Annotated in this window: 26 protein-coding genes and 1 pseudogene; 14 read left to right on the forward strand and 13 right to left on the reverse strand. The window is 62.2% G+C overall.

Annotated features, from left to right (window positions below; genetic code table 11):
* Positions 1 to 47: 47 nt before the first annotated feature.
* A complete protein-coding gene (locus J2Y83_RS29085; protein ID WP_253400248.1) occupies positions 48 to 1,025 on the reverse strand; it encodes an NADPH:quinone reductase in 978 nt (325 codons plus the stop codon).
* A gap of 160 nt (positions 1,026 to 1,185) precedes the next feature.
* Here J2Y83_RS29085 and hemF point away from each other — a divergent pair, with 160 nt between their 5' ends.
* The gene (gene hemF, locus J2Y83_RS29090; protein ID WP_253400249.1) at positions 1,186 to 2,118 is read left to right on the forward strand and encodes an oxygen-dependent coproporphyrinogen oxidase; all 933 of its coding nucleotides are present in this window, start codon (positions 1,186 to 1,188) and stop codon (positions 2,116 to 2,118) included.
* On the forward strand, positions 2,118 to 2,936 hold the full coding sequence (gene aroE / locus J2Y83_RS29095) for a shikimate dehydrogenase (protein WP_253400250.1): 819 nt from the start codon (positions 2,118 to 2,120) through the stop codon (positions 2,934 to 2,936). The genes hemF and aroE overlap by 1 nt, the downstream gene beginning before the upstream one ends.
* Positions 2,937 to 2,987: 51 nt before the next feature.
* On the opposite strand, the gene J2Y83_RS29100 is transcribed toward aroE, so the two are convergent.
* From J2Y83_RS29100 to betC, 3 genes are all read right to left on the reverse strand, one after another.
* Positions 2,988 to 4,556: a SulP family inorganic anion transporter gene (locus tag J2Y83_RS29100; RefSeq protein WP_253400251.1), complete on the reverse strand. Its 1,569-nt coding sequence runs from the start codon at positions 4,554 to 4,556 to the stop codon at positions 2,988 to 2,990.
* Positions 4,557 to 4,715: 159 nt separating this feature from the next.
* Complete coding sequence (choX, locus tag J2Y83_RS29105; protein ID WP_253400252.1) at positions 4,716 to 5,639, reverse strand: choline ABC transporter substrate-binding protein; 924 nt, start codon at positions 5,637 to 5,639, stop codon at positions 4,716 to 4,718.
* 15 nt (positions 5,640 to 5,654) lie between these two features.
* Positions 5,655 to 7,169, reverse strand: coding sequence for a choline-sulfatase (gene betC, locus J2Y83_RS29110; protein ID WP_253400253.1), 1,515 nt, complete (start codon positions 7,167 to 7,169; stop codon positions 5,655 to 5,657).
* A 103-nt stretch (positions 7,170 to 7,272) separates the two neighbouring features.
* On the opposite strand from betC, the gene J2Y83_RS29115 reads away from it, so the two are divergent.
* The 6 genes and pseudogenes from J2Y83_RS29115 (at position 7,273) to J2Y83_RS29140 (ending at position 13,028) form a co-directional block, all read left to right on the forward strand.
* A complete protein-coding gene (locus J2Y83_RS29115) occupies positions 7,273 to 8,223 on the forward strand; it encodes a choline sulfate utilization transcriptional regulator (protein WP_253400254.1) in 951 nt (316 codons plus the stop codon).
* A gap of 31 nt (positions 8,224 to 8,254) precedes the next feature.
* Positions 8,255 to 8,580: pseudogene (locus J2Y83_RS29120) on the forward strand (DOPA 4,5-dioxygenase family protein).
* A gap of 176 nt (positions 8,581 to 8,756) precedes the next feature.
* Positions 8,757 to 9,716, forward strand: coding sequence for a 2-dehydro-3-deoxygalactonokinase (locus J2Y83_RS29125; RefSeq protein WP_253400255.1), 960 nt, complete (start codon positions 8,757 to 8,759; stop codon positions 9,714 to 9,716).
* Position 9,717: 1 nt separating this feature from the next.
* Positions 9,718 to 10,338, forward strand: a complete 621-nt coding sequence (locus J2Y83_RS29130; protein WP_253400256.1) for a 2-dehydro-3-deoxy-6-phosphogalactonate aldolase — start codon at positions 9,718 to 9,720, stop codon at positions 10,336 to 10,338.
* 61 nt (positions 10,339 to 10,399) lie between these two features.
* Complete coding sequence (gene dgoD, locus J2Y83_RS29135; RefSeq protein ID WP_003170741.1) at positions 10,400 to 11,548, forward strand: galactonate dehydratase; 1,149 nt, start codon at positions 10,400 to 10,402, stop codon at positions 11,546 to 11,548.
* 175 nt (positions 11,549 to 11,723) lie between these two features.
* Positions 11,724 to 13,028, forward strand: a complete 1,305-nt coding sequence (locus J2Y83_RS29140; RefSeq protein ID WP_253400257.1) for an MFS transporter — start codon at positions 11,724 to 11,726, stop codon at positions 13,026 to 13,028.
* Between the two features lie 39 nt (positions 13,029 to 13,067).
* On the opposite strand, the gene J2Y83_RS29145 is transcribed toward J2Y83_RS29140, so the two are convergent.
* The 4 genes from J2Y83_RS29145 to trpB all read right to left on the reverse strand — a co-directional run bounded on the left by J2Y83_RS29145 (position 13,068) and on the right by trpB (position 17,523).
* Complete coding sequence (locus tag J2Y83_RS29145) at positions 13,068 to 14,726, reverse strand: BBE domain-containing protein (RefSeq protein ID WP_253400258.1); 1,659 nt, start codon at positions 14,724 to 14,726, stop codon at positions 13,068 to 13,070.
* A 174-nt stretch (positions 14,727 to 14,900) separates the two neighbouring features.
* Positions 14,901 to 15,350: an anti-virulence regulator CigR family protein gene (locus J2Y83_RS29150; RefSeq protein WP_253400259.1), complete on the reverse strand. Its 450-nt coding sequence runs from the start codon at positions 15,348 to 15,350 to the stop codon at positions 14,901 to 14,903.
* 136 nt (positions 15,351 to 15,486) lie between these two features.
* The gene (gene trpA / locus J2Y83_RS29155; RefSeq protein ID WP_253400260.1) at positions 15,487 to 16,296 is read right to left on the reverse strand and encodes a tryptophan synthase subunit alpha; all 810 of its coding nucleotides are present in this window, start codon (positions 16,294 to 16,296) and stop codon (positions 15,487 to 15,489) included.
* Positions 16,297 to 17,523 (reverse strand): tryptophan synthase subunit beta, encoded by a 1,227-nt coding sequence (trpB, locus tag J2Y83_RS29160; protein WP_253400261.1) that lies wholly within the window; start codon positions 17,521 to 17,523, stop codon positions 16,297 to 16,299.
* Between the two features lie 111 nt (positions 17,524 to 17,634).
* Here trpB and J2Y83_RS29165 point away from each other — a divergent pair, with 111 nt between their 5' ends.
* Positions 17,635 to 18,531: a LysR family transcriptional regulator gene (locus J2Y83_RS29165; protein WP_253400262.1), complete on the forward strand. Its 897-nt coding sequence runs from the start codon at positions 17,635 to 17,637 to the stop codon at positions 18,529 to 18,531.
* 8 nt (positions 18,532 to 18,539) lie between these two features.
* Here J2Y83_RS29165 and J2Y83_RS29170 read toward each other — a convergent pair whose 3' ends face one another.
* The gene (locus J2Y83_RS29170) at positions 18,540 to 18,866 is read right to left on the reverse strand and encodes a DUF883 family protein (protein WP_247408555.1); all 327 of its coding nucleotides are present in this window, start codon (positions 18,864 to 18,866) and stop codon (positions 18,540 to 18,542) included.
* 156 nt (positions 18,867 to 19,022) lie between these two features.
* Here J2Y83_RS29170 and J2Y83_RS29175 point away from each other — a divergent pair, with 156 nt between their 5' ends.
* Positions 19,023 to 19,238: a dodecin gene (locus tag J2Y83_RS29175; RefSeq protein ID WP_253400263.1), complete on the forward strand. Its 216-nt coding sequence runs from the start codon at positions 19,023 to 19,025 to the stop codon at positions 19,236 to 19,238.
* Positions 19,239 to 19,353: 115 nt separating this feature from the next.
* The gene (locus tag J2Y83_RS29180; protein ID WP_253400264.1) at positions 19,354 to 19,578 is read left to right on the forward strand and encodes a DUF1161 domain-containing protein; all 225 of its coding nucleotides are present in this window, start codon (positions 19,354 to 19,356) and stop codon (positions 19,576 to 19,578) included.
* 61 nt (positions 19,579 to 19,639) lie between these two features.
* Here J2Y83_RS29180 and J2Y83_RS29185 read toward each other — a convergent pair whose 3' ends face one another.
* On the reverse strand, positions 19,640 to 20,641 hold the full coding sequence (locus J2Y83_RS29185) for an LLM class flavin-dependent oxidoreductase (protein ID WP_253400265.1): 1,002 nt from the start codon (positions 20,639 to 20,641) through the stop codon (positions 19,640 to 19,642).
* 216 nt (positions 20,642 to 20,857) lie between these two features.
* Here J2Y83_RS29185 and J2Y83_RS29190 point away from each other — a divergent pair, with 216 nt between their 5' ends.
* Together J2Y83_RS29190 and J2Y83_RS29195 are read left to right on the forward strand one after the other, a co-directional pair.
* Complete coding sequence (locus tag J2Y83_RS29190) at positions 20,858 to 21,289, forward strand: OsmC family protein (RefSeq protein ID WP_253400266.1); 432 nt, start codon at positions 20,858 to 20,860, stop codon at positions 21,287 to 21,289.
* Positions 21,290 to 21,432: 143 nt separating this feature from the next.
* Positions 21,433 to 21,672 carry a DUF1161 domain-containing protein gene (locus J2Y83_RS29195; RefSeq protein WP_253400267.1) on the forward strand — a complete coding sequence of 80 codons (240 nt, stop codon included), beginning with the start codon at positions 21,433 to 21,435 and terminating at the stop codon, positions 21,670 to 21,672.
* Here the strand turns inward: J2Y83_RS29195 and J2Y83_RS29200 are convergent, their stop codons facing one another.
* Positions 21,673 to 22,095, reverse strand: a complete 423-nt coding sequence (locus J2Y83_RS29200) for a hypothetical protein (RefSeq protein ID WP_253400268.1) — start codon at positions 22,093 to 22,095, stop codon at positions 21,673 to 21,675. It abuts the gene before it with no gap.
* Positions 22,096 to 22,205: 110 nt separating this feature from the next.
* Here J2Y83_RS29200 and J2Y83_RS29205 point away from each other — a divergent pair, with 110 nt between their 5' ends.
* Positions 22,206 to 23,249: an aminopeptidase gene (locus tag J2Y83_RS29205; RefSeq protein WP_253400269.1), complete on the forward strand. Its 1,044-nt coding sequence runs from the start codon at positions 22,206 to 22,208 to the stop codon at positions 23,247 to 23,249.
* A gap of 86 nt (positions 23,250 to 23,335) precedes the next feature.
* On the opposite strand, the gene J2Y83_RS29210 is transcribed toward J2Y83_RS29205, so the two are convergent.
* Together J2Y83_RS29210 and J2Y83_RS29215 are read right to left on the reverse strand one after the other, a co-directional pair.
* On the reverse strand, positions 23,336 to 23,995 hold the full coding sequence (locus J2Y83_RS29210) for an HAD family hydrolase (RefSeq protein WP_253400270.1): 660 nt from the start codon (positions 23,993 to 23,995) through the stop codon (positions 23,336 to 23,338).
* A complete protein-coding gene (locus tag J2Y83_RS29215) occupies positions 23,992 to 24,534 on the reverse strand; it encodes a gamma carbonic anhydrase family protein (RefSeq protein WP_253400271.1) in 543 nt (180 codons plus the stop codon). The genes J2Y83_RS29210 and J2Y83_RS29215 overlap by 4 nt, the downstream gene beginning before the upstream one ends.
* Positions 24,535 to 24,553 lie beyond the last annotated feature (19 nt).

Consider the following 24,553-nt stretch of genomic DNA (forward strand, 5'->3'; position numbering starts at 1 on the left):
GGGCTTGCCCGCGATGGCGCCCTTAACCACGCCAGAAATCCAAAGCCTTACGGCAACAGAATGGTCGACCCCGTCGTGCGCCGCCCCGACAACTCGGTCTGTGCCTTGGCCGCGTCCTTCAGCGAGAAGCGCTGATTGATATCGATGCGCACCTTGCCGCTCTTGATCATCGAGAACAGATCATCGGCCATGGCCTGCAAGTCCTTGGGGTTGCTGGCGTAGGTCGCCAGGGTCGGCCGGGTGACATACAGCGAGCCCTTGGCCGCCAGAATCCCCAGGTTCACCCCGTCCACCGCGCCCGAGGCGTTGCCGAAACTCACCACCAAGCCGCGTGGCGCCGCGCAGTCCAGCGAGGTCAGCCAGGTGTCCTTGCCGACGCCGTCGTACACCACCGGGCATTTCTTGCCGTCGGTCAATTCCAGCACGCGCTGTGCGACGTTTTCCTTGCTGTAGTCGATGGTTGCCCAGGCGCCGAGGGATTTGGCCACCGCGGCTTTTTCCGGCGAGCTGACCGTGCCGATCAGCTTCACGCCCAGGGCCTTGGCCCACTGGCAGGCCAGGGAGCCCACGCCACCGGCTGCGGCGTGGAACAAAATGGTTTCGCCGCCCTTCAGCTCGTAGGTCTGGCGCAGCAGGTATTGCGTGGTCAGGCCCTTGAGCATCGCGCCGGCGGCTTGTTCGAAGCTGATGTCGTCCGGCAGGTGAACCAGGTTCGCGGCAGGCAATACGTGCAGTTCGCTGTAGGCACCCAACGGGCCACTGCCGTAGGCCACGCGGTCGCCGACCTTGAATTGCGTGACCTCGCTGCCCACGGCGTCGACCACACCCGCGCCTTCCGCGCCCAGGCCCGATGGCAAGGCCGGCGGCGCGTACAAGCCGCTGCGGAAGTAGGTATCGATGAAGTTCAGGCCAATGGCCGCGTTGCGCACCCGGACCTGCTGTGGGCCAGGCTCTGCTGGCGTGTAGTCCACATACTCAAGCACCTCGGGGCCGCCATGGGCGCTGAACTGGATACGTTTGGCCATCTGCACTTCTCCTGGGTTCGAATTCGGGTAGCCCCCTATCGGACTCCTTAGCTTGATCTTCGTCAACTGCGACGGACCTGAGTGCGGTGGTATCCTGTGCGCCCATTTGCCGCCGACGCCCAATGGCCTCGCGTAGCTTTGCCCGATTCAAGGTGATGCCATGACTACCCGCACCGAGGCTGTTAAAGCCTATCTGCTTGATCTGCAAGACCGTATTTGCAGCGCCCTGGAAACCTTCGAGACGGACACTCGCTTTATCGAAGACGCCTGGACCCGGCCTGCCGGCGGCGGCGGTCGCACCCGTGTGATCGAAAACGGGGCGGTGATCGAAAAAGGCGGCGTCAACTTTTCCCACGTGTTTGGCAGCGGCCTGCCACCGTCCGCCAGCGCACATCGCCCTGAATTGGCCGGGCGCGGGTTTGAAGCCCTGGGGGTGTCGCTGGTGATTCACCCGCACAACCCGCATGTACCGACTTCCCACGCCAACGTGCGCTTTTTCATCGCTGAAAAGGAAGGTGAAGAGCCGGTGTGGTGGTTCGGCGGTGGCTTCGACCTCACGCCCTACTACGCCAACGAAGACGACTGCATCCACTGGCACCGCGTGGCCGAGCAGGCCTGCGCGCCGTTCGGTGCCGACGTTTATGCGCGCTACAAGGCCTGGTGCGACACCTACTTCCACATCAAGCATCGCAACGAACCGCGCGGTATCGGCGGGCTGTTCTTCGATGACTTGAACGAATGGGACTTCGACACCTGCTTCGCCTTCATCCGTGCCATCGGCGATGCGTACATCGACGCCTACCTGCCGATCGTGCAGCGCCGTAAGGCGCAGGCCTATACCGAACAGCAGCGCGAGTTCCAGGAATTCCGCCGTGGTCGTTACGTTGAGTTCAACCTGGTCTACGACCGTGGCACCTTGTTCGGCCTGCAATCGGGCGGGCGTACCGAGTCGATCCTGATGTCGCTGCCGCCCCAGGTGCGCTGGAGCTACGACTGGAAAGCCGAGGCCGGCAGCGAAGAAGCGCGCCTCACCGACTACTTCCTGCAAGACCGCGACTGGCTCGGCGTGGCTGCGCCCAAGGCGGCTGTCTGATGGACCGCTATGTCGTGTTCGGCAACCCCATCGGCCACAGCAAGTCGCCGTTGATTCACCGCATGTTTGCCGAACAGACCGGCGAGCAACTGGACTACAGCGCTCTGCTGGCGCCGCTGGAGGACTTCATCGGGTTTGCCCGTGAGTTTTTTCAGCAAGGCAGTGGCGCCAACGTCACGGTACCGTTCAAGGAAGACGCCTATCGCCTGGCCGACACCCTCACCGCACGCGCCGAGCGCGCCGGGGCGGTGAACACCCTGAGCAAGCTGGCCGATGGCCGCCTGCTGGGTGATAACACCGACGGCGCCGGCCTGGTGCGCGACCTGACGGTGAATGCCGGGCTCAGCCTGCAAGGTCAACGCATCCTGTTGCTCGGCGCCGGTGGCGCGGTGCGCGGGGCGTTGGAGCCGTTGCTGGCCGAGCGGCCGGCGTCGCTGATCATCGCCAACCGCACCGTGGAAAAGGCCGAAATGCTCGCCGAGTTGTTCGACGATTTGGGCCCGGTGTCTGCCAGTGGTTTCGACTGGCTGTGTGAGCCGGTGGACGTCATCATCAATGCCACCTCCGCCAGCCTGTCGGGCGATGTACCGCCGATTGCGGGCAGCCTGATCGCGCCGGGCAAGACGTTTTGCTACGACATGATGTACGCCAAGGAACCGACCGCGTTCTGCCGCTGGGCCACGGAACACGGTGCGGCGGTGGCAATGGATGGCCTGGGCATGCTGGTGGAGCAGGCGGCGGAAGCGTTCTTCCTGTGGCGTGGCGTGCGCCCGGATTCGGCGCCGGTGTTGGCCGAACTGCGGCGGCAATTGGCTTGACGCAACTCGAAAGGTGGGAGGGGGCAAGCCCTCCCACAGTTTTGATCGTATTCAGTCTTCGAAATGGATGGGGCAGTTGTCGGCGCCTTCCAGCTTTTTCAATTCATCGACGACCTGCGGCCTGGCCCGGCGCAATGTCAGGCTACGGCCCATTGCCCTTAATCGCCGCGCTTCCTGGTGCAGCATCTCCACCCCGGAATAGTCGATAAAGTTGATCTGCTGCGCCTCGATCACCACCCGCTCACACTGCAGGCTTTGCAGGCGCACTTGCAGGTAATGGCTGGCGCCAAAAAAGATCGAGCCACCGACCCGCAGCACCTCTTCCTCGCCGTCGCGCCATTGCTGAACCCGCGGCTGCGAGGTGCGCTTGAGGTAGAAAAACAGCGAGGCCAGCACCCCGGCGTAAATCGCGGTTTGCAGCTCCAGCAGCAAGGTGGCGATGCAGGTCAGGCTCATCACCACAAACTCGGCGCGACTGACCCGGAACAATGCGCGAATGCCCCGATGGTCCACCAGGCCCCAACTGATCAGCAGGATGCTCGCGGCCATGCTCGGGATCGGTATGTGGGCGATCAGCGCCGCGCCAAACAGTGCGAACAACGCCACCCACAGGGCGGAAAATACCCCCGCCAACGGTGAACAGGCGCCCGCTTCATAGCTGAGGCCGGAGCGCGTAAAGGAACCGGCCGACAGGTAGCCGGAGAAAAATCCGCCGACGATGTTGGATAAACCCTGCGCTCGAACTTCCTGGTTGGCGTCGAGCAATTGCTGCGAGCGCGCCGCCAGCGAGCGGGCAATCGACAGGCTGGTCACCAACCCGAGCATGCCCACCGCCACGGCGCTGGGCAGTAGGCGCAAGACCATGTCCAGGTCCAGCGGCAACGGGCTGAATGGCGGCAGCTTGCCGATAAATGCGCTGACCAGTGCCACATGCCCGAACATCGCCGGCCACAGCCAGGCGGCCAGGCTGCCCAGCGCGAGCGTGATCAACAGCGTCGGCCAGCGCGGCAGCAGGTATTTGAGCAGTGCGCCCACCAGCAAGGTGCCCAGCCCGAGCAGGAGTGAGGCGTGGTCCCACTCGGCGCCATGGTGGATCAGTTCCAGCAAGCTGTTGATCGCTGTGGCCTGGCTCGGTAAATCCAGGCCCAGCAGGTTGGGCAGTTGGCCGAGGGCAATCACCACGGCGGCGCCGAGGGTGAACCCCAGCACGACCGAATGGGAGATAAAGTTCACCAACGCGCCGAAGCGCAGCAGGCCGAGCAACCACTGGAACACCCCGGCGAGGAAGGTCAGCAGCAGGATCAAGGTGATGTAGTCCTGTGAGCCCGGCACGGCCAGCGGGCTGATGCTGGCGTAGAGCACGATGGAAATCGCCGCTGTGGGGCCGCAGATCAGGTGCCAGGACGAACCCCAAAGACACGCGATCAGCACCGGGATGATCGCGGCGTACAGGCCGTATTCCGGTGGGAGACCGGCGATGAGCGCGTAGGCAATCGACTGCGGTAAGGCCAGAACCGCGCCGCTGAGGCCGACGATTGCATCCCGACCGACGCTGGCGCGGGTTTGGCGCGGCAGCCAACTGAGGAAGGGAAAGAGTGTGTGGCGGTTGGGCCGGTGCATCGCAAACTCGGATAGAAAGGTTTGGCTCAGGGTATCAGTACACGCCGGCTTTTGTGGGAGGGGGCTTGCCCCCGATCGCGGACTGACAGTCAATGATGTAGTGACTGATCCGCCGCTATCGGGGGCAAGCCCCCTCCCACATTTGGATAGTGGTGGGCTTTAGAGCTTGGCTTTTACGGCCGCCAACGCATCCTGGCCGTCCACGGTTTTTACGCCGTCGAGCCACTTGTCCAGCACTGCCGGGTTGGCCTTGATCCACGCCTTCGCCGCGTCCGCATTGCTGACCTTATTGTTGGCCACCTCAGCCATGATGCTGTTCTCCATCGCCTGGGTGAAACTCAGGTTGGTCAGCAGTTTTCCTACGTTCGGACAGGCCTGTGCATAACCCTTGCGCGTCAAGGTATACACGCTGCCGGTGTCGCCGAAGTACTTCTCGCCGCCCTTGAGGTAATGCATTTTCAACTGCACGTTCATCGGGTGCGGGGTCCAGCCGAGGAAGGTGATGAAGCGCTGTTTCTTCACTGCCCGTGAGACTTCGGCAAGCATCGCCTGTTCGCTGGACTCGATCAGCTTCCATTGGCCCAGGTCGAAATCGTTCTTCTTGATGATTTCCTGCAACGAAATATTCGCCGGCGCGCCGGAGCCGATGCCGTAGATCTTCTTGTCGAACTGGTCGGCGAATTTACTCAGATCAGTAAAGTCATGCACCCCGGCGTCCCACACATAGTCCGGCACGGCGAGGGTGAATTCGGTGCCGTCGAGGTTTTTCGCCAACTGCACCACATCGCCGTTGGCCACGAACTTGTCGTAGAAACCTTGCTGCGCCGGCATCCAGTTACCCAGGAACACATCCACCTGGCCGTCCTTGAGCCCGCCGAAGGTGATCGGCACCGCCAGGGTGTCGACCTTGGCCTTGTAGCCCATGCCCGTCAGCAGAAAACCGGCGACGGCATTGGTGGCGGCGATATCGCTCCAGCCTGGATCGGCCATCTTCACCGTCTCACAACGGGCGTCCGCGTACACGGCGGCGCTGCTCAACGCCACCATGCCCGCTACGCCCAGCACCACAGTCAACTTTTGCATGGCCTTCCCTCTGTTTTATGGGTGTTGGCAGGGTTGTGGATAACGTGCCTTGCGCTCCAGGTCGTCGAGGTCGATATGGTTGCGCATGTATTGCTGACTGGCGTCCACCAGTGGCTGGTGATCCCAGCTCTTCAGCTTGCCTTGGGTCAGTGCCTCAAACACCAGGCGCCGACGGCGTTGGCTGGCGAGCACTTGTTGGTGGATCGCCGGGATGTCCCATTTGGCCCGTGCCTCAGTCAGAAAGGCTGCAAACAGCGCCCGGTGTTGCGGCGACTGGCTGAGTTCTTCCTGTTCCCGTGGGTCATTGTGTACATCGAACAGTAGGCAGGGATCGTCTTCGCTGTAGATGAATTTGTAGGCGCCACGGCGAATCATCATCAGCGGGCTGACAGTGCCTTCGGCCATGTATTCGCCGAACACTTCGTCGTGCCCGCCCTGGCCGTGCAAGTGCGGGACCAGCGAGCGGCCGTCCAGGGGCAAGTGCGGTTCGAGTGCGCCGCCGGCCAGTTCCACCAGGGTTGGCAACAGGTCGGCGGTGGAGACCGCCTGGGTCACACGGCGCGCCGCGAACTGCCCGGGCGCGCTGACCAGCAGCGGCACGCGGGCGGCCATTTCGAACCAGTGCATTTTGTACCAGAGGCCGCGCTCGCCGAGCATGTCGCCGTGGTCGCCGGAGAAGATGATGATGGTGTCATCGGCCAGGCCGGTGTCTTCCAGGGTCTGCAGCAGCTTGCCGACATTGCTGTCGATGTAACTGCACGCGCCGAAGTAGGCGCGGCGCGCATCGCGGATCTTCTCCAGCGGCAGCGGCTTGTCCCACAGGTCGTAGACCTTGAGCAGGCGCTGGGAGTGCGGGTCGAGGTCGCCCTGGGCCGGGGTTGTGGGCAACGGGATATCGCTGTCGTCGTACAGATCCCAGAACGGTTTGGGAATGGTGTACGGGTCGTGGGGGTGGGTCATCGACACGGTCAGGCAGAACGGCTGGTCGCCGTCCTCGCGAATATGGTCGAACAGGTACTGCTGGGCCTTGAACACCACCTCTTCGTCGAAATCCAGCTGGTTGGTGCGCACGCACGGCCCGGCTTGCAGCACCGAGGACATGTTGTGGTACCAGGTGGGGCGCACGTCCGGTTCATCCCAGTTCACCGCCCAGCCATAGTCGGCGGGGTAGATGTCGCTGGTCAGGCGCTCTTCGTAACCGTGCAATTGGTCCGGCCCGCAGAAGTGCATCTTGCCCGACAGCGCGGTGCGGTAGCCGAGGCGACGCAGGTAGTGGGCATACGTCGGCACATCGGCGGGGAAATCCGCCGCGTTGTCGTAGGCGCCGATCTTGCTCGGCAACTGGCCGCTGACCAGGGTAAAGCGCGACGGTGCGCACAGCGGGCTGTTGCAGTAGGCGGCGTCGAACACCACGCCTTGTTTGGCGAGACGGCTCAGGTTTGGCAACTTGATCGGGGAAGGTCCGTAGAACGGAAGCATCGGCGCGGCCATTTGATCGGCCATGATGAAAAGAATGTTCTTGCGCTTCATGAGTCTTCGGCATTCCATAGGCGGTGTTTATGCGAATGAGCATGCAGCCCATGGAAAATGGGGTAAAGCCCATGAAAGGCAATGTCTAGGATAAGCACAGCTTATGTATGAAGCCCTCGGCGATGTATCCCTCGATTTGCTCCGCGCCTTCGAAGCGGCGGCGCGCCACCGCAGCTTTACTGCGGCGGCGATGGAGTTGGGCACCACCCAGCCGGCCATCAGCCAGCAGATCAAGCGCCTCGAAGAGCAATTGGCGATCCGCCTGTTTGATCGCATCTACCGTGGCATCGAGCTGACCGATGCCGGCGCCTTGCTGTTCGAACATGTCCAGGGCGGCTTGCAGACCATCAACCAAGGCCTGAGCGCGATCACCCAGCAGGACCAGCACGAAGTGCTGCAAGTGGCCACCGACTTCGCCTTCGCCGCCTATTGGCTGATGCCGCGCCTGCATCGCTTCCGTGCGGCCAACCCCCAGGTCGACGTCAGCCTGGTGACCAGCGAACGTAATCACGCCACCTTGCGCAGCGATATCGACGTGGCGGTGCTGTTTGGTGACGGCCGTTTCAAGCAGGGCGACAGCCTGTGGCTGTTCAATGAAGAAGTGTTCCCGGTGTGCAGCCCGCAGTGGCTCAAGGACCAGGCCACGCCGTTGACCGTGCAGACCTTGCCCGACTGCCCGTTGCTGCATCTGCGCCAGGAACACAACAGCCAGTGGTTCGACTGGAGCGGCGTGTTCCGCGAACTGGGCATTACCAGCGCGCCGACCCCCGGCCAACTGCGCTTCGATAACTACACCCTGCTGATCCAGGCCGCGATTGCTGGCCAGGGCGTGGCCATCGGCTGGCGCCACCTGGTGGACAACCTGCTGGAACAGAAGTGGCTGTGCCGACCGATCAGCGACACGGTGATCTCACGCTTGGGCTACTACGTGGTGCAGCCGCAGCGCAAACGCCGGGGGCAGTTGGTCGAGCGGTTTGTCGACTGGCTGATGACGGAGCAGGCGCGCAGTGCACAGTCGCTGACCGGGCTGGCCCTGCCGTCGATTGCCGTCTAGGATTTGTCGCACAGCGGTTCCGGATCTTGTCATGCAACGTATCAAGGGCTATCCGCCCACATCTACTTCAATGCCCACACCATCGACCAGGCACGCACCTTGTGCGAAGACGCGGCGGCACTCTTTCCGCTGCGCATGGGCCGCGTGCATGAGCGCCCCGTTGGCCCGCACCCGGACTGGAGCTGCCAGCTGGCATTCGACCCCGAATACATTGGTGTGGTGCTGCCCTGGTTGGCGTTGCATCGCAAGGGCCTGGTGGTGTTTCTGCACCCCGACACTGGCGATGACCTGAAGGACCACACCGAGTACGCGATCTGGATGGGTGCGATGCGCGAACTGAATCTGTCGGTTTTTTAACCTCTCTTATCAGATAAAGCCTGGCCGTTCCCGCAGTAAAAGGCGGAATGGTTGTAGGATTCATCTCGATTCATTCCAATATATGGGATTGATATTTATATATTGAGATATCGCCGAGCATAGGTTTATATTCGCCCATCTGCTTTTTTCAGCACCCACTCATTTCAGGTGAAGCGATGCCGGCGCAATTGATCGCGCTCGATTGGGGAACCAGTTCCCTTCGTGCTTATAAACTCGGCCCCGCAGGCGTGGTGCTGGAACAGCGTGCGCTGGCGTCGGGGATCATGCACCTGCCCAGCCAACCCCGGGAGATTGCCGGCGTTCGTTGCAGCGATGGCTTCGAGTTGGCGTTCGACGCAGCCTGTGGCGATTGGCTCGACGCGCAACCGGGCTTGCCGGTGATCGCCTGCGGCATGGTCGGCAGCGCTCAGGGCTGGAGCGAAGCGGCCTACCGCAACACCCCGGTCGACGTCGCCAGCCTCGGCCAAGCGTTGCACCGCGTGCGCAGTGTGCGCGGCGTCGATGTGCATATCGTGCCCGGCGTGATCGAGCAGGTCGGTTTGCCCAACGTGATGCGCGGCGAAGAAACCCAGGTGCTCGGCGTGCTGCAAGGCCTCGCGGCCGAGGTCTTGATCGGCCTGCCCGGCAGCCATTCCAAATGGGTCGAGGTGGTCGACGGCCGTATCACCCATTTCGACACCTTCATGACCGGTGAGCTGTTCGCGGTGTTGAGCAAGCACAGCCTGCTCGGGCGCACCCAACAACCCGCCGAACACTTCCAGGCGGCAGCCTTCGACCTTGGCGTGCAGGTGGCGCTGTCGGTAGACGGCGAACGCGGCGTGCTGTCGACGCTGTTCAGCGCACGCACCCTGGGCTTGACCGGCAAACTCGCCCCCGACCAGCAGCCCGACTACCTCTCCGGCCTGCTGATCGGCCATGAACTCGCCGGCTTGCCTGCCGCCGCCAAACACCAGCCGATCATCCTGGTCGGCGCCGCGCCGCTCTGTGCCCGTTACCAACGTGCCCTCGACCTCTGCGGCTTCGCCCACGTCAGCCTGGCGCAAGAGGCCAGCGAACGCGGCCTCTGGCAGTTGGCCCAGGCCGCCGGGCTCATTCAACCTGCAATGGAGGCCTGACATGCTCAAGCAAGCACTCACGCACAACGGTTTGATCGCGATCCTGCGCGGTGTGCGCCCGGACGAAGCCGAGGCGATTGGCCAGGAGCTCTACCGCGCCGGTTTTCGCGTGATCGAAGTCCCGCTCAATTCGCCGGACCCTTACACCAGCATCCGCACCCTGCGTGACAGCCTGCCCGCCGATTGCCTGATCGGCGCCGGCACGGTGTTGACGCCGGCGCAGGTCGAGCAGGTCAAAGCCGCCGGTGGCCAGGTGATCGTGATGCCCCACAGCGATGCCAAGGTCTTGCGTGCCGCGAAAGCTGCCGGCCTGTACCTGTCGCCGGGGGTTGCCACCCCGACCGAGGCGTTCGCCGCGCTGGCCGAAGGCGCCGACGTATTGAAGCTGTTCCCCGCCGAGCAAATGGGCCCGGCGGTGATCAAGGCGTGGCTGGCGGTGTTGCCGGCGGGCACGTTGTTGCTGCCGGTCGGCGGCGTGAGTCCGGCCAACATGCAGGTGTATTTCGACGCCGGCGCCAGGGGTTTCGGCCTGGGGTCCGGGTTGTTCAAGCCGGGCATGTCCGTGGCCCAGGTGGCGAGCAATGCCCAGGCGTATGTCGCGGCCTGGAACGCCCTGAACTGATCCCCTGAACGGATCGCAAGCCTTGCGCCTTGGGCGCTGCATCGACAAGAGAGATAAGAAGATGAAAATCACCAAACTGACGACCTTCATCGTCCCACCGCGCTGGTGCTTCCTCAAAGTGGAAACCGACCAGGGCGTCACCGGCTGGGGCGAACCCGTGGTCGAAGGCCGCGCCCACACGGTGGCGGCTGCGGTTGAGGAACTGTCCGACTACCTGATCGGCAAAGACCCACGCAATATCGAAGACATCTGGACCGTGCTCTATCGCGGCGGTTTCTATCGCGGCGGCGCCGTGCACATGAGCGCGCTGGCCGGCATCGACCAGGCGCTGTGGGACATCAAGGGCAAAGCCCTGGGCGTGTCGGTCAGCGACCTGCTGGGCGGCCAGGTGCGTGACAAGATTCGCGTGTATTCGTGGATCGGCGGCGACCGCCCCGCCGACACCGCCCGCGCCGCCAAAGAGGCCGTGGCCCGTGGTTTCACTGCGGTGAAAATGAACGGCACGGAAGAATTGCAGTTCGTCGACAGCTTCGAAAAAGTCGACCTGGCCCTGGCCAACGTCGCCGCCGTGCGCGATGCCGTCGGCCCTAACGTGGGCATTGGCGTCGACTTCCATGGCCGCGTACACAAGCCTATGGCCAAGGTGCTGATGAAAGAGCTGGACCCATACAAGCTGATGTTTATCGAAGAGCCGGTGCTCAGCGAAAACTACGAAGCCTTGAAAGAACTCGCACCGCTGACCAGCACGCCGATTGCCCTGGGCGAGCGCCTGTTCTCGCGCTGGGACTTCAAGCGCGTGCTCAGCGAAGGTTACGTCGACATCATCCAGCCGGACGCTTCCCACGCTGGCGGCATCACCGAAACCCGCAAGATCGCCAACATGGCCGAAGCCTACGACGTGGCCCTGGCGCTGCACTGCCCGCTGGGCCCGATCGCGCTGGCCGCCTGCCTGCAGCTGGACGCGGTCTGCTACAACGCGTTTATCCAGGAGCAAAGCCTGGGCATTCACTACAACGAGAGCAACGACCTGCTCGACTACGTGCGCGACCCGGGCGTGTTCGACTATGACCAGGGCTTCGTGAAGATCCCCAACGGGCCGGGCCTGGGCATCGAGATCAACGAGGAATACGTGATCGAACGCGCGGCCATCGGCCATCGCTGGCGCAACCCGATCTGGCGCCACGCCGACGGCAGTTTTGCCGAGTGGTGATGTCTGCCTGAAAAAATGTGGCAAAAAATGTGGGAGGGGGCTTGCCCCCGATAGCTGAGTGTCAGTCGACATCTTCGGCGGCTGGTTCACCGCTATCGGGGGCAAGCCCCCTCCCACATTTGAGCTGGTTTGGTCAGTAAGTCCGTCCTCAATAAACATAACAAGAGACAACCCCATGCACCCTGAATCCCTCACCGGGCAGGCTTCTTTAGTCACGCCTAGCAGAAAGCGCTACTTCATCATGGTGCTGCTGTTTATCACCGTGGTGATCAACTACCTCGACCGCAGCAACCTGTCGATCGCGGCCCCGGCCCTGACCAGTGACCTGGGCATCGACCCGGTGCATGTCGGGCTGATTTTCTCGGCGTTCGGCTGGACCTACGCCGCCATGCAAATCCCCGGCGGCTGGCTGGTGGACCGGGTGCCGCCGCGCATCCTCTACACCGCGGCCCTGCTGCTGTGGTCCATCGCCACCGTGATGCTGGGCTTCGCGGCCAGCTTTATCGCGCTGTTTGTCCTGCGCATGGCGGTGGGCGCCCTGGAAGCCCCGGCCTATCCGATCAACAGCCGTGTGGTTACCACGTGGTTCCCCGAGCGTGAGCGCGCCACGGCGATTGGCTTCTACACCTCCGGGCAGTTCGTCGGGCTGGCGTTTCTCACCCCGGTGCTGGCCTGGTTACAGCACCACTACGGCTGGCACATGGTGTTTGTCACCACCGGCGGCGTCGGCATTCTCTGGGCGCTGATCTGGTACGCGGTGTACCGCGAGCCGAAGGACTTCAAAGGCGCCAACGCCGCTGAAATCGAACTGATCCGTGCAGGCGGCGGGCTGGTGGACATGCAGGCACAAACCACCAAGGCACCGTTCAGTTGGGTCGACCTGGGCATTGTGCTGAGCAAGCGCAAACTCTGGGGCATCTACCTGGGCCAGTTCTGCCTGAACTCCACGCTGTGGTTCTTCCTGACGTGGTTCCCGACCTATCTGGTGAAATATCGCGGGATGGACTTCATCAAATCCGGCCTGCTCGCTTCCCTGCCCTTCCTCGCGGCGTTTGTCGGCGTGCTGTGCTCCGGGATTTTTTCCGACTGGCTGATTCGCCGTGGCGCGTCGGTGGGCTTTGCGCGCAAGTTGCCGATCATTGGCGGGCTGTTGATTTCCACCGCGATCATTGGCGCCAACTACGTGGATTCGACGGCCTGGGTGATTGCGTTCCTGGCGGTGGCGTTCTTCGGCAATGGCCTGGCGTCGATCACCTGGTCGCTGGTGTCGACCTTGGCACCCGCTCGCTTGCTCGGCTTGACCGGCGGCGTGTTCAACTTCATCGGCAACCTGGCGGCGATTGCCACGCCGATCGTGATTGGCTTCCTGGCCAGCGGCGATTCGTTCGCACCGGCGATCACCTATATCGCAGTGCTGGCGTTGCTCGGGGCGCTTTCCTACATATTGTTGGTGGGCAAGGTCGAACGGATCGAGTTGTAAAAAAATGGGCGACCTTGGGGTCGCCCATTTTTTTGCGGCTTACGGCACCGACATTTCGTTACGGAAGATATTCAGCGGGTCCCAGCGCTGCTTGGTACGCCGCAGGCGGCTTTCGATGATCAGGTCGGGGAAGAAAATGGCGTACCACTGGGGGTTCTTGGCGTTCGCCGGGTTGCCGCCGAGGTGCGTCATGTCGAGGTCGGGGTAATTGATGTAGCAGCCCTCGAACTGCGCGTTGAGCGGCACGCCTTGATCGTTGGCGAAGGCGTTGAAAAACAACCCCTGAATCCAATCGGCATGCGCCTGGTCGGCGGCGGCGCTGGCATCGCGCCAATAACATTGCGGTTGCCACTTGAGGAAAGAGCCGCGCTGGGCCGCGGATGATTCGCGCCGCACCGCCGGATCTGGCTGGTTGATGCGCCCGCCGAACGACTGGATCTGTATGAGGCTTTGGGTCAACACGTTCGCCGGGTCGGGCCAGGTCAGCGTGGTCCAGATCGCGGATAACACCTGCGGCGTGAAAATGCCTTTCTGATAGGCCGACTTATAGCGCCCACGCTGGTTGTCGCCGGAGCCGTTGAGGGTTTGCTGGCACGGCAGCCAGTCCAGGCGGCGCACGGCGGCACGCGCCGTGGTCAAGGAGTTGATGACGCGCCCGGCGGGGTTGCTTGGCGGCAGGTGGATCACGTGAAACGGCGTCACCGATTCGCTGGCGGCAATGCCGATGGCGTCCAGCATCGTCGTGACAAAATCGTTGAAGGGCGCCTGATCGTTCAACTCGCCGTCTTTGTCCACGTAATGAATGCCCAGCGTGACGTTGCCGGTGTGCTGGTGGCGCATTTCCAGCTTGGTCGCCAGGCCCCAGGTGTCCGGGTCGGCCTGATGTTGGGCGAACCAGGCTTGATAGGCCTCCAGCAATCGGTCGAGCGCCGGTTTGGTCAGCATCGCCCAGTCCCATTCCAGTACCAGCCAAAGCACCTCCTTGGGGGCGTCCGGCAGGTCCTTGAAGTAATAACTGGTGATGATCCCGAACTGCCCGCCGCCGGCACCGCAGCACGCGGCAAACAGGTTCAGTTCGTCCGGGTCGGTGCTCTCCCGGCAGACATGCAGCGCTGTCAGGCCGTTGCCTTGGGCGTTGGGCACCAGAATATCGACACCGGACAGCCAGTCGCACACCAGGCCGTGTTTGCGCGAGAGCAAGCCGTAGCCGCCACCGCAGATGTGCCCGCCCAGGCCCACCGAATAACACGAACCACCGGGCAGGGTCTTGTTGGCCAACTTGTACAGGGCGACGTAGGCGTCCCAGTTCTGCCCGCCGGCTTCCAGGCGAAAGCGGTAGCGATAGGGCAAAGTCGGCACCAACTGGGAGTGCAATTGGCCGTCGGCGTCGTAGTCCAGTTGCTTCATTTGCCCGATATCCAGAATCGCCAACACCTCATTGGGGTCGTTGGGCATCTTGTTGGCGACGAAACCTTCATAACAGTGGCCGCCGCTACGCACGGCAATCCGGCCATTGGCGACGGCCAGGGCCTGCGCCGCGGCGTCGATGATGTCCTGGGGGCTGTAACAGAGGTAAATCAGGTTGGCGCCGTTGGGCGAGGATTGGCCCTGCACGTTGCCCAAGGGCCAGCGCAGGTTGAAGCCTTTTTGCAAGGTGGCGTGACGGCGGTCCGATGCAGTGATGAGATCAAATGCCATGATGTACTCCAAGGAGCCAAGAATGACTTCTGATGCGGCTAACTTAACGACCGGGAGCGCAAGAAATACCGGGGCTTGCTGAGGTGGTTAGACGGCAATAGGCATGAAGTGCGTTAAGGGGGAACGAACGGTTCGCCCCTTAAGCCTAGCGGAAGAAATCGAGGAACCGCGGCGTCAGTTCAAGACGCCTTCCAGAATTTCATAGACGATGCCCGTGCCCACTGCGATCAACACCACGTCCGGGCCTGAACGGCGCCATTCATAGCCCTCGTAGTACGGCAGGCGCGCCAGGGCGCGGCTATCGAGGCGTTCGCCATAGTAGCCGTGGGGCATCGGCCGGCCACGGACCAGGCGCATATCCGGCGGCGGTGGCGCGCCACGACCGAATTGGCCGTGATTGTCGCGGATGATCTGGCGCACCGGACCGAAGTCCCGGGGTGGGCCGCCGCGACGGTCGTCCTGCGGGCCGCGATGGTCGTCGCCACGTTGTTCGTGCTGGCCTGGTGGGCCGCCACGGTCGTCACGGTCGTCGCCGCGTTGGTCAGGCGGCGCGGCTTGCACCAGGGCGCTGGCGGCAAGCACCAGCGCGCCACAACCAGCAATCACGGACTTGGGCATTTTCATCGGGAATTCCTCGGGGCACGCATACAAAAAAGGGATTTCGAACGCGGTTCGAAATCCCTTGGTCTTGCTGTTTAGGCCACGGTGTTGCGGGTTGATTCCTCTGTATCAGGAACTTTACCTACCGTATACGAGGCGCTTACTTACGTGCGTTACGGACACCTGCCGACAGCGCTGCACACAGGCTCAGCACGCCGTCGATGGCTTGCTGGTCATTGCTGGCGTTGGCGATTTGATCGATCAGCGCCGAACCCACCACCACACCATCGGCCAAGCGCGCGATGGCGGCCGCTTGCTCCGGCGTGCGGATACCAAAACCGATGCTGATCGGCAGGTCGGTATGGCGACGCAGGCGGGCCACGGCTTCTTCGACGTGTTCCAGGGTGGCGGCACCGGCACCGGTCACACCGGCCACCGACACGTAGTACACAAAGCCCGAGCTGCCGTTGAGCACGGTTGGCAGGCGCACGTCGTCGGTGGTCGGCGTGGTCAGGCGGATAAAGTCGATACCGGCTGCCTGGGCCGGGTCGCACAGCTCGCCGTTATGTTCGGGCGGCAGGTCGACCACGATCAGGCCGTCGACGCCGGCTTGCTTGGCATCGGCAATAAATTGCGGCACGCCGTATTTGTGGATCGGGTTGAAGTAACCCATCAGCACCAGCGGGGTGTCGCTGTTGTCCTTGCGGAACTCGCGCACCATCTGCAGGGTTTTCGCCAGGTTCTGCTTGGCGGTCAGCGCGCGGATGTTGGCCAGTTGAATGGCCGGGCCGTCGGCCATCGGGTCGGTGAAGGGCATGCCCAGCTCGATCACGTCGGCACCGGCAGCGGGCAAGCCCTTGAGGATGGCCAGCGAGGTGTCATAACCGGGGTCGCCGGCGGTAACGAAGGTCACCAGGGCGGCGCGGTTTTGTTCCTTGAGTTGCGCAAAGCGGGTTTGCAGGCGGCTCATTTAGTGTTTCTCCTGCTGGGACTGTTCCATGTGGTGCATCACGGTCTGCATGTCTTTGTCGCCACGACCGGACAGGTTGACCACCATCAGGTGATCCTTCGGCAGGGTCGGTGCGCGTTTGAACACTTCGGCCAGGGCGTGGGCGCTTTCCAGTGCAGGAATAATCCCTTCCAGGCGGCAGCATTTGTGAAAGGCGTCGAGTGCTTCGTGGTCGGTCACCGAGGTGTACTGGACGCGGCCGATATCGTGCAACCAGGCGTGTTCAGGACCGATGCCGGGGTAGTCGAGGCCGGCGGAAATCGAATGGGCGTCGATGATCTGGCCATCGTCGTCCTGCAGCAGGAAGGTGCGGTTGCCGTGCAGTACGCCCGGTACGCCACCGTTGAGGCTGGCGGCGTGTTTGCCGGTTTCGATGCCAAAGCCCGCGGCTTCGACGCCGATGATCTCGACGCTGCTGTCATCCAGGAACGGATGGAACAGGCCCATGGCGTTGGAACCGCCGCCGATGCACGCCACCAGGCTGTCCGGCAGGCGGCCTTCCTGGGCTTGCAGTTGGGTGCGGGTTTCCTTGCCGATCACGGACTGGAAGTCGCGCACCATCGCAGGATAAGGGTGCGGGCCGGCCACGGTGCCGATCAGGTAGAAGGTGTCGTCGACGTTGGTCACCCAGTCGCGCAGGGCTTCGTTCATCGCGTCTTTGAGGGTGCCGGTGCCGGCAACCACCGGGATCACTTCAGCGCCCAGCAGCTTCATGCGGAACACGTTGGCCTGTTGGCGCTCGATGTCCGTGGTGCCCATGTAGATCACGCATTGCAGGCCGAAACGCGCGGCCACGGTGGCGGTGGCCACACCGTGCATGCCGGCGCCGGTCTCGGCGATGATGCGTTTCTTGCCCATGCGCCGCGCCAGCAGGATCTGGCCGATGCAGTTGTTGATCTTGTGCGCGCCGGTGTGGTTCAGCTCTTCGCGCTTGAGGTAAATCTTGGCGCCGCCGCAGAACTCCGTCAGCCGCTCAGCGAAATACAGCGGGCTTGGTCGACCGACGTAGTCGCGCTGGAAGTAGGCCAATTCTTCGTTGAACGCAGGATCAATCTTGGCCGCTTCGTATTCGCGGGCCAGCTCGAGGATCAACGGCATCAGGGTTTCAGCGACGTAGCGGCCGCCGAATGCGCCGAACAGGCCGTTGGCGTCAGGGCCGTTGCGTAGATCGGTCTGGGACTGAGTCATGGGACGCTCCAGGAAAAGAATTCGGGTGGGAAGCAATGACGGCCACTCTACCCCTGACGTCCGGTGCTGAAAACCGATAAGATCGCCGTAACCTGTCAGGAAAACTCACAGATGAGCCGAGACCTTCCGCCCCTTAACGCCCTACGCGCATTCGAAGCCACGGCCCGCCTCAACAGCGTGAGCCAGGCTGCTGAGCAGTTGCACGTCACCCATGGCGCTGTGAGCCGCCAGCTTAAAGTGCTGGAAGAACATTTGGGTGTCAGCCTGTTCGTCAAGGAAGGACGCGGCCTCAAACTCACAGATGCCGGCGTGCGTCTGCGCGATGCGAGTGCCGAGGCGTTCGAGCGGTTAAGGGATGCGTGCGCAGAAATCACCCAAAGCAGCGCCGATGCACCGTTCGTCCTCGGCTGTTCGGGCAGTTTGCTGGCACGCTGGTTTATTCCGCGCCTGGGCCGCTTGAATGCCGACCTGCCCGATCTGCGCTTGCACCTGTCGGCGGGCGAAGGTGACCTGGACCCCCGCCGCCCCGGTCTGGACGCGCTGCTGTTGTTCGCCGAACCCCCGTGGCCAGCGGATATGCAGGTGTACGAGCTGGCCAGCGAGCGTATCGGCCCGGTCATGAGCCCGCGTTTCGCCGGTTACGAGCGCCTGCGCGACGCCCCGGCTGCGGCGCTGTGTGGCGAAGCGCTGTTGCACACCACGTCACGCCCGCAGGCCTGGCCCAGTTGGGCGCAGCAACACGGGATCGAGCCCGGTGCGTTGAAACACGGCCAGGGTTTTGAGCATTTGTACTACTTGCTGGAAGCGGCGGTTGCAGGGCTGGGCGTGGCGATCGCGCCGGAGCCGCTGGTGGCGGAGGATGTGCGCGCCGGTCGCCTGGTGGCGCCGTGGGGTTTCACGCAAACCCCGGCGCACCTGGCGTTGTGGCTACCCAAGCGCGCCGCGGATGGGCGCGCTCGGCAACTGGCGCAATGGCTCAAGGCTGAGTTGTTGCGCCAGCCGGTATAGCCGGCAAATCAGTTACCGCGTTTGCACAGCAGGTAAGCCGCCAGCAGGCCCAGTGCGCCAACGGCAACGCCGGCTGTGGTCCATGGGTGCTCTTGTGCGTAGTCCCGGGTCGCCACACCGGTTTCGCGGATTTTGACTTTGCTTTCTTCGTAGGCGTCGCTGATCAGGTGACGGGAATGCTTGAGTGCGTTCTCGGCATTGCTTTTCAGGGCCTTCAGGGTCTTGCGCGACTCATCGGAAGCATCGTCCTTGAGGTCCTCAAGGGACTTGAGCAAGCTCGAAATCTCGGCTTCCATGCTTTCCAGCGACGCTTTGCGTAAAGAAGTGTTGGCCATGTGGACTCTCCTGAAATGATTGAGTGGCGTGTGTAGATACCGACTACGGCCGTTTCAGAAAGTGCAGTAAATCTGAACTTTCGAATAGGAATGGTCGCCAGAAGCAGTATGAACTTTCACTGCTAGGCTTTATTGACGACCCTCAGGAGAAACGCCATGTCTGATCATCACACCTACAAAAAAGTCGAATTGGTGGGCTCGTCCGCCACCAGTATCGAAGAGGCGATCAACAACGCCTTGGCCGAAGCCAGCAAGAGCCTCAAGCACTTGGAGTGGTTCGAGGTGATCGAAACCCGAGGCCATATCAAGGACGGCAAGGCCGCGCACTTCCAGGTTACGTTGAAGGTGGGGTTCCGAATTGCCAGTAGTTGATCGGAGCGGTTGAACTTGCCGGCTGGCCGATTGCCATAACCTGCGCTACAACCAATGGGGGCCGATGCGACCAGTGTCGGCACGCTCGTTTCGATCAGCGCAAGGAAAGTGACGGATGAAGAAGTTCCTGTTAGCGGTAGGTTTATTGAGCATGGCGGGCACCGTGCTGGCGGCGGGCAAGCCGTGTGAAGAGCTGAAAAGCGAAATTGCCGCGAAAATCGACGCCAAGGGCGCTTCGGGTTATTCGCTGGAAGTCGTGGCTAAAGGTGCTGCGGCGGACGGTAAAGTGGTTGGCAGTTGCGAAGGCGGCACCAAGGAAATCGTCTACAAGCGCGGTTAATCCCACGTTGCAGACATAAAAAACCGACGCAGGTGCGTCGGTTTTTTTTCGCCTGCGAGGTTTAGCCCTTCATCAACTGCGCGAGCAGTTCGTAGGAATGAATCCGGTCGGCGTGTTCGTACAGATCGCAGGTAAAGATCAGCTCATCGGCGCCGGTCTGTTCGATCAGCACCTCCAGTTTGGCGCGGATCTTCGCCGGGCTGCCGACCATCGCCAGGCCGAGGAAGCTGCCTACCGCGTCTTTTTCATGGGGCAGCCACAGGCCGTCCATGCTGTTCACCGGCGGACGCTGCACCAGGCTCTGCCCGCGCATCAGCGCCAGGATGCGTTGGTAGACGGAAGTGGCCAGGTAATCGGCCTGTTCATCGGTATCCGCCGCGACCAACGGAATGCCGAGCATTACGTAGGGCTTGTCCAGAACGGCCGAAGGCTTGAAGTGATTGCGGTACACGCGAATCGCCTCATGCATCAAGCGCGGTGCGAAATGGGAGGCAAAGGCGTAGGGCAAGCCGCGCTCACCGGCCAGTTGTGCGCTGAACAGGCTGGAACCGAGCAGCCACACCGGGACGTTGGTGCCGGTGCCGGGAACCGCGATCACCCGTTGGTCGGGCGTGCGCGGGCCGAGGTAGGCCATCAGTTCGGCCACGTCGTCGGGGAAGTCGTCCGCGCTGCCGGAGCGCTCACGGCGTAGGGCGCGGGCGGTCATCTGGTCGGAACCGGGCGCACGCCCCAGGCCGAGGTCGATCCGACCGGGGTACAGGCTTTCCAGGGTGCCGAATTGTTCGGCGATCACCAACGGCGCATGGTTGGGCAGCATCACGCCGCCGGAACCGACGCGGATGGTCGAGGTGCCGCCGGCCAGGTAACCGAGCAATACCGAGGTGGCCGAGCTGGCGATGCCATCCATATTGTGGTGTTCAGCTACCCAGAAGCGGTTGTAGCCAAACTTTTCCACATGCTGGGCCAGGTCCAGGGAATTGCGCAGCGACTGTGCGGGACTGCCGTTGGCCCGCACGGGCACCAGGTCGAGGGTCGAGAACTTCACGTCGGACAGCGATTTCATAAGCCTGCTTCTCCAATAAGGGCGCAGGCTTCTTAGACGAACCAAAACCTGCCGCTTCATGTGCATGTTCTATGCAATGAGGGCATATACCCGAGATTCAATAGGTCGTGAGAAATTTCCTACTTTGCTGCTAGGTTTCTCTTACAAGTGAACTTTGGCAAAGCATCTATCCTCAGAACCCTTACTGACGCAAAACCATCGTTTGAGGAGACTGCTATGAGTATCGTAAAAAAAGCATCCGCGCATTGGGAAGGTGATCTGAAGACAGGCGTGGGTTCCATCTCCACGGAAACCGGCGTGCTGCGCGAAGCGCCCTACGGCTTCAAGGCCCGTTTCGAGGGCGGCAAGGGCACCAACCCTGAAGAGTTGATCGGTGCGGCCCACGCTGGCTGTTTCTCCATGGCGTTTTCCATGATTCTCGGCGACGCCGGGCTCGAGGCTGACAGCATCGACACCCAGGCCGAAGTGACCCTGGATCAGGTCGACGGTGGTTTTGCGATCACCGCGGTACACCTGGTGCTCAAGGCCAAGATTCCCGGTGCGAGCCAGGCGCAGTTCGAAGAACTGAGCAAAAAGGCCAAGGAAGGGTGCCCGGTGTCGAAGGTGCTGAACGCGAAAATCAGCCTGGACGCCACGCTCGTCAACTGACGCAGACATTAAGAATGTGGGAGCAGGCCCCCTCCCACATTTAGTTGTGCGTTAAATCAGAACTCGTGTTTCCCTGATGTGGTCCTATAGCCTATGCAGCCTTAGGCGCACACCCGTGCGCATGCATTCAGGGAGCTTCACACATGAAACGTTTTGCTTTGGCGATCATCTGCGGTGTAGTGGCCACATCGGCGGCGGCCGCGACCAAAGACTGCGAAGAGCTCAGGAAAGAGATCGAGATCAAAATCCAGGCTAACTCGGTTCCGTCCTACACCCTGGAAATCGTCAGCAAGGAAGAAGCCGACAAGCACGATGTCGCCATGGTCGTAGGCACGTGTGAGAACGGTACCAAGGCAATCATCTACCAGAAGAACAACGACTGATCAGATGCAGTTCACGCTGCGCTCTTGCGCCAATAACTGACGCGCGGCGTTGTACAGCCGGATATTCGGTGTGTAGGCCAACGAGCGCCCCTCCAGGCGATAACGCTGACCTGCCTCGAAGTGGTCGTACTGCAAGGTCATGAAGCAGGTCCGGTCCTGGGTCTGCGACAACCCGCCAAAGCTGCCGCCGGTCGGCACTTCGAAATCAAAGCGCACCATCAACTCGTGACTGCCCGGCGGGACCTGGAAGAAGCGTCCGTCGTTGAGGTTCTTCCCATCCAGCCGTTGGGCCATCACCAGCTTGGCCCCCGGTGTCGGGGTGGCGAAATCGACCCAGGCCTGTTGCGGGTCCACCGGCGGGATGGGCGGCGAAGCACAGGCGCTGAGCAACAGGGCGGCGATGGGAAGCACTAGCTGGCGCATGGCGGGCACTCAACACAAGGAGGGCTTTGAGTATAAACGCGCTACGCCATGGAAAAACGCCGGGCAGTCACGATAGGCTGGCGAGCCAATTACCCAGGAGCAGTCGCGGCATGGTCAGGCGTTTTCTTCCAGGGTTGTGGTGGGTGCTGCTCAGCGGGTGTTCCAGCGTCAGTTATTACGGCCAATTGGCCAGCGGCCAGTGGCAGTTGCTGCAGGCCCGGGAGCCGGTGGCCAAGGTGATTGCCGACCCCGCGCGACCGCAGCCGTTACGTGATCACTTGGTGCAAGCGCAAAAGGCGCGCACGTTCGCCAGCGAGCAACTGCACTTGCCTGACAACCAGAGTTACCGGCTGTACGCCGATATTGGCCGGCCATATGTGGTCTGGAATGTTTTTGCCACGCAGGAGTTTTCCCTGGCGGCGCAAAATCACTGCTTCCCCATCGCCGGCTGCGTCGCCTATCGCGGTTATTACAGCCAGGGTGCGGCGCGGGGTGAGGCCGCGTTGCTCAAGCAGCAAGGCCTGGATGTGTCGATTGGCGGCGTCGAGGCCTATTCCACCTTGGGTTGGTTCAATGACCCGATCATGAGTTCGATGCTGAGCTGGGGTGATGAGCGCCTGGCCACGTTGATTTTTCACGAGCTGGCGCACCAGCGCTTCTACGTGAAGGACGACACCGAGTTCAATGAATCCTTTGCCACCTTCGTCGAGCAGGAAGGCACGCGCCAATGGCGCGTCGCCCGGGGCCTGGCGCCGATCGGCAGCGCGGCGCTGCAGCAGCGTGACCAATTTACCCGGTTGGTCCTCGATACCCGCAAACGTCTGGAAACGCTCTACGCCCAGCCCTTGGCGGCCGATGCGATGCGGCGGGCCAAGGCGGCCGAATTCGAGCGCCTGCGCAGCGAATACCGACAGGTGCGGGACAGTCAGTGGGGCGGCGACAAACGTTATGACGCCTGGGTGAACCAGCCGATGAACAATGCGCGGCTTCTACCGTTCGGGCTGTATGACCAGTGGGTGCCGGCGTTTGCGGCGTTGTTCCGGCAGGAAGGTGGGAATTGGCTGAAGTTCTATGCGGCAGTGGAGCGGATGGGCCAATTGCCGGTGGCACAGCGTAAGGCGGCGTTGAGGCAGTTGGAAGGTGCTGGCCGTTAGAGCCTCATCAGGAGCAAGCTCCCTCCCACATTTTGACCCGTGTACGCAGGCCAAATGTGGGAGGGAGCTTGCTCCCGATAGCGCCCTCAAGGCCGCCGCAAAAACGCCTGATGCAACTCGTTCAACGTCTCGAAATGCCAGGTCGGCGCTTCGGCACTCAGCTCTTCGAAACTGCCGAACCCATACCCGACCGCCGCCGAATCCAGCCCATTGCTGCGCGCCCCGATCAAGTCGTGCTTGCGGTCGCCGATCATCAAGGTAGTGGCCGGGTCCAGGCGTTCTTCGCGCATCAAGTGGGCAATCAGCTCGACCTTGTTGGTGCGCGTGCCGTCCAGTTCGCTGCCGTAGATCACCTTGAAGTGCTTGGCAAAATCGAAATGGCGGGCGATCTCGCGGGCAAATTCCCACGGCTTGGAGGTGGCTACGTACAACTGGCGACCCTGACTGTTGAGGGCTTCGAGCAGCGGCATCACCCCGTCGAACACGCGGTTTTCATACAAACCGGTGACCTTGAAGCGTTCACGGTAGAAATTCACCGCTTCCCAGGCCTTGGTTTCGTCGAAGCCGTAGAACTGCATAAAGGCTTGCAGCAACGGCGGGCCGATGAAGTGTTCGAGTTGGGTGATGTCGGGCTCGTCGATACCGAGTTTGCCCAGGGCGTACTGGATCGAGCGGGTGATGCCCTCGCGTGGGTCGGTCAGTGTGCCGTCCAGGTCGAACAGTACGGTTGGATAGTGCAGGGTCATTGATCGAATCCCTCGGCCAGGTGCAGGTCTTTGAGCTTCACGTAGTTCGCTGCGCTGTAGGTGAAAAACGCGCGTTCCTTGTCAGTCAGTTCGCGGATCTGTTTAACCGGGCTGCCGACGTACAAGAAGCCGCTTTCAAGTTTCTTGCCCGGCGGCACCAGGCTGCCGGCGCCGATGATCACGTCGTCTTCGACCACGGCGCCGTCCATCACGATGCTGCCCATGCCGATCAGGATGCGATTGCCCACGGTGCAGCCGTGCAGCATGACTTTGTGGGCGATGGTCACGTCGTCGCCGATCAGCAGTGGGAAACCATCAGGATTGAACGGCCCGGCGTGGGTAATGTGCAGCACGCAGCCGTCTTGCACGCTGGTGCGCGCGCCGATGCGGATGCGGTGCATGTCGCCGCGGATCACGGTCAGCGGCCAAACCGAGCTGTCGTCGCCGATTTCTACATCGCCGATCACCACCGCCGAAATATCGACAAAAGCCCCGGCGCCCAGGGTTGGCGTGTGGTTCTGATAGGTGCGAAGGGTCACGATAGCCTCTCTCTCTTCT

Source organism: Pseudomonas marginalis (assembly GCF_024169655.1).
Taxonomy (GTDB): domain Bacteria; phylum Pseudomonadota; class Gammaproteobacteria; order Pseudomonadales; family Pseudomonadaceae; genus Aquipseudomonas; species Aquipseudomonas paraveronii.

What these genes read in the sequence shown, in the direction of transcription:
- J2Y83_RS29085 (WP_253400248.1), bottom strand. Translation starts at nt 1,025, where the DNA reads ATGGCCAAACGTATCCAGTTCAGCGCCCATGGCGGCCCCGAGGTGCTT.
- J2Y83_RS29100 (WP_253400251.1), bottom strand. Translation starts at nt 4,556, where the DNA reads ATGCACCGGCCCAACCGCCACACACTCTTTCCCTTCCTCAGTTGGCTG.
- betC (WP_253400253.1), bottom strand. Translation starts at nt 7,169, where the DNA reads ATGAAGCGCAAGAACATTCTTTTCATCATGGCCGATCAAATGGCCGCG.
- J2Y83_RS29200 (WP_253400268.1), bottom strand. Translation starts at nt 22,095, where the DNA reads ATGCGCCAGCTAGTGCTTCCCATCGCCGCCCTGTTGCTCAGCGCCTGT.
- J2Y83_RS29205 (WP_253400269.1), top strand. Translation starts at nt 22,206, where the DNA reads ATGGTCAGGCGTTTTCTTCCAGGGTTGTGGTGGGTGCTGCTCAGCGGG.
- J2Y83_RS29115 (WP_253400254.1), top strand. Translation starts at nt 7,273, where the DNA reads ATGTATGAAGCCCTCGGCGATGTATCCCTCGATTTGCTCCGCGCCTTC.
- J2Y83_RS29185 (WP_253400265.1), bottom strand. Translation starts at nt 20,641, where the DNA reads ATGAAATCGCTGTCCGACGTGAAGTTCTCGACCCTCGACCTGGTGCCC.
- J2Y83_RS29170 (WP_247408555.1), bottom strand. Translation starts at nt 18,866, where the DNA reads ATGGCCAACACTTCTTTACGCAAAGCGTCGCTGGAAAGCATGGAAGCC.
- choX (WP_253400252.1), bottom strand. Translation starts at nt 5,639, where the DNA reads ATGCAAAAGTTGACTGTGGTGCTGGGCGTAGCGGGCATGGTGGCGTTG.
- J2Y83_RS29210 (WP_253400270.1), bottom strand. Translation starts at nt 23,995, where the DNA reads ATGACCCTGCACTATCCAACCGTACTGTTCGACCTGGACGGCACACTG.
- trpB (WP_253400261.1), bottom strand. Translation starts at nt 17,523, where the DNA reads ATGACTCAGTCCCAGACCGATCTACGCAACGGCCCTGACGCCAACGGC.
- J2Y83_RS29165 (WP_253400262.1), top strand. Translation starts at nt 17,635, where the DNA reads ATGAGCCGAGACCTTCCGCCCCTTAACGCCCTACGCGCATTCGAAGCC.
- aroE (WP_253400250.1), top strand. Translation starts at nt 2,118, where the DNA reads ATGGACCGCTATGTCGTGTTCGGCAACCCCATCGGCCACAGCAAGTCG.
- dgoD (WP_003170741.1), top strand. Translation starts at nt 10,400, where the DNA reads ATGAAAATCACCAAACTGACGACCTTCATCGTCCCACCGCGCTGGTGC.
- J2Y83_RS29150 (WP_253400259.1), bottom strand. Translation starts at nt 15,350, where the DNA reads ATGAAAATGCCCAAGTCCGTGATTGCTGGTTGTGGCGCGCTGGTGCTT.
- J2Y83_RS29175 (WP_253400263.1), top strand. Translation starts at nt 19,023, where the DNA reads ATGTCTGATCATCACACCTACAAAAAAGTCGAATTGGTGGGCTCGTCC.
- J2Y83_RS29130 (WP_253400256.1), top strand. Translation starts at nt 9,718, where the DNA reads ATGCTCAAGCAAGCACTCACGCACAACGGTTTGATCGCGATCCTGCGC.
- J2Y83_RS29180 (WP_253400264.1), top strand. Translation starts at nt 19,354, where the DNA reads ATGAAGAAGTTCCTGTTAGCGGTAGGTTTATTGAGCATGGCGGGCACC.
- J2Y83_RS29140 (WP_253400257.1), top strand. Translation starts at nt 11,724, where the DNA reads ATGCACCCTGAATCCCTCACCGGGCAGGCTTCTTTAGTCACGCCTAGC.
- J2Y83_RS29190 (WP_253400266.1), top strand. Translation starts at nt 20,858, where the DNA reads ATGAGTATCGTAAAAAAAGCATCCGCGCATTGGGAAGGTGATCTGAAG.
- J2Y83_RS29145 (WP_253400258.1), bottom strand. Translation starts at nt 14,726, where the DNA reads ATGGCATTTGATCTCATCACTGCATCGGACCGCCGTCACGCCACCTTG.
- J2Y83_RS29195 (WP_253400267.1), top strand. Translation starts at nt 21,433, where the DNA reads ATGAAACGTTTTGCTTTGGCGATCATCTGCGGTGTAGTGGCCACATCG.
- hemF (WP_253400249.1), top strand. Translation starts at nt 1,186, where the DNA reads ATGACTACCCGCACCGAGGCTGTTAAAGCCTATCTGCTTGATCTGCAA.
- J2Y83_RS29125 (WP_253400255.1), top strand. Translation starts at nt 8,757, where the DNA reads ATGCCGGCGCAATTGATCGCGCTCGATTGGGGAACCAGTTCCCTTCGT.
- trpA (WP_253400260.1), bottom strand. Translation starts at nt 16,296, where the DNA reads ATGAGCCGCCTGCAAACCCGCTTTGCGCAACTCAAGGAACAAAACCGC.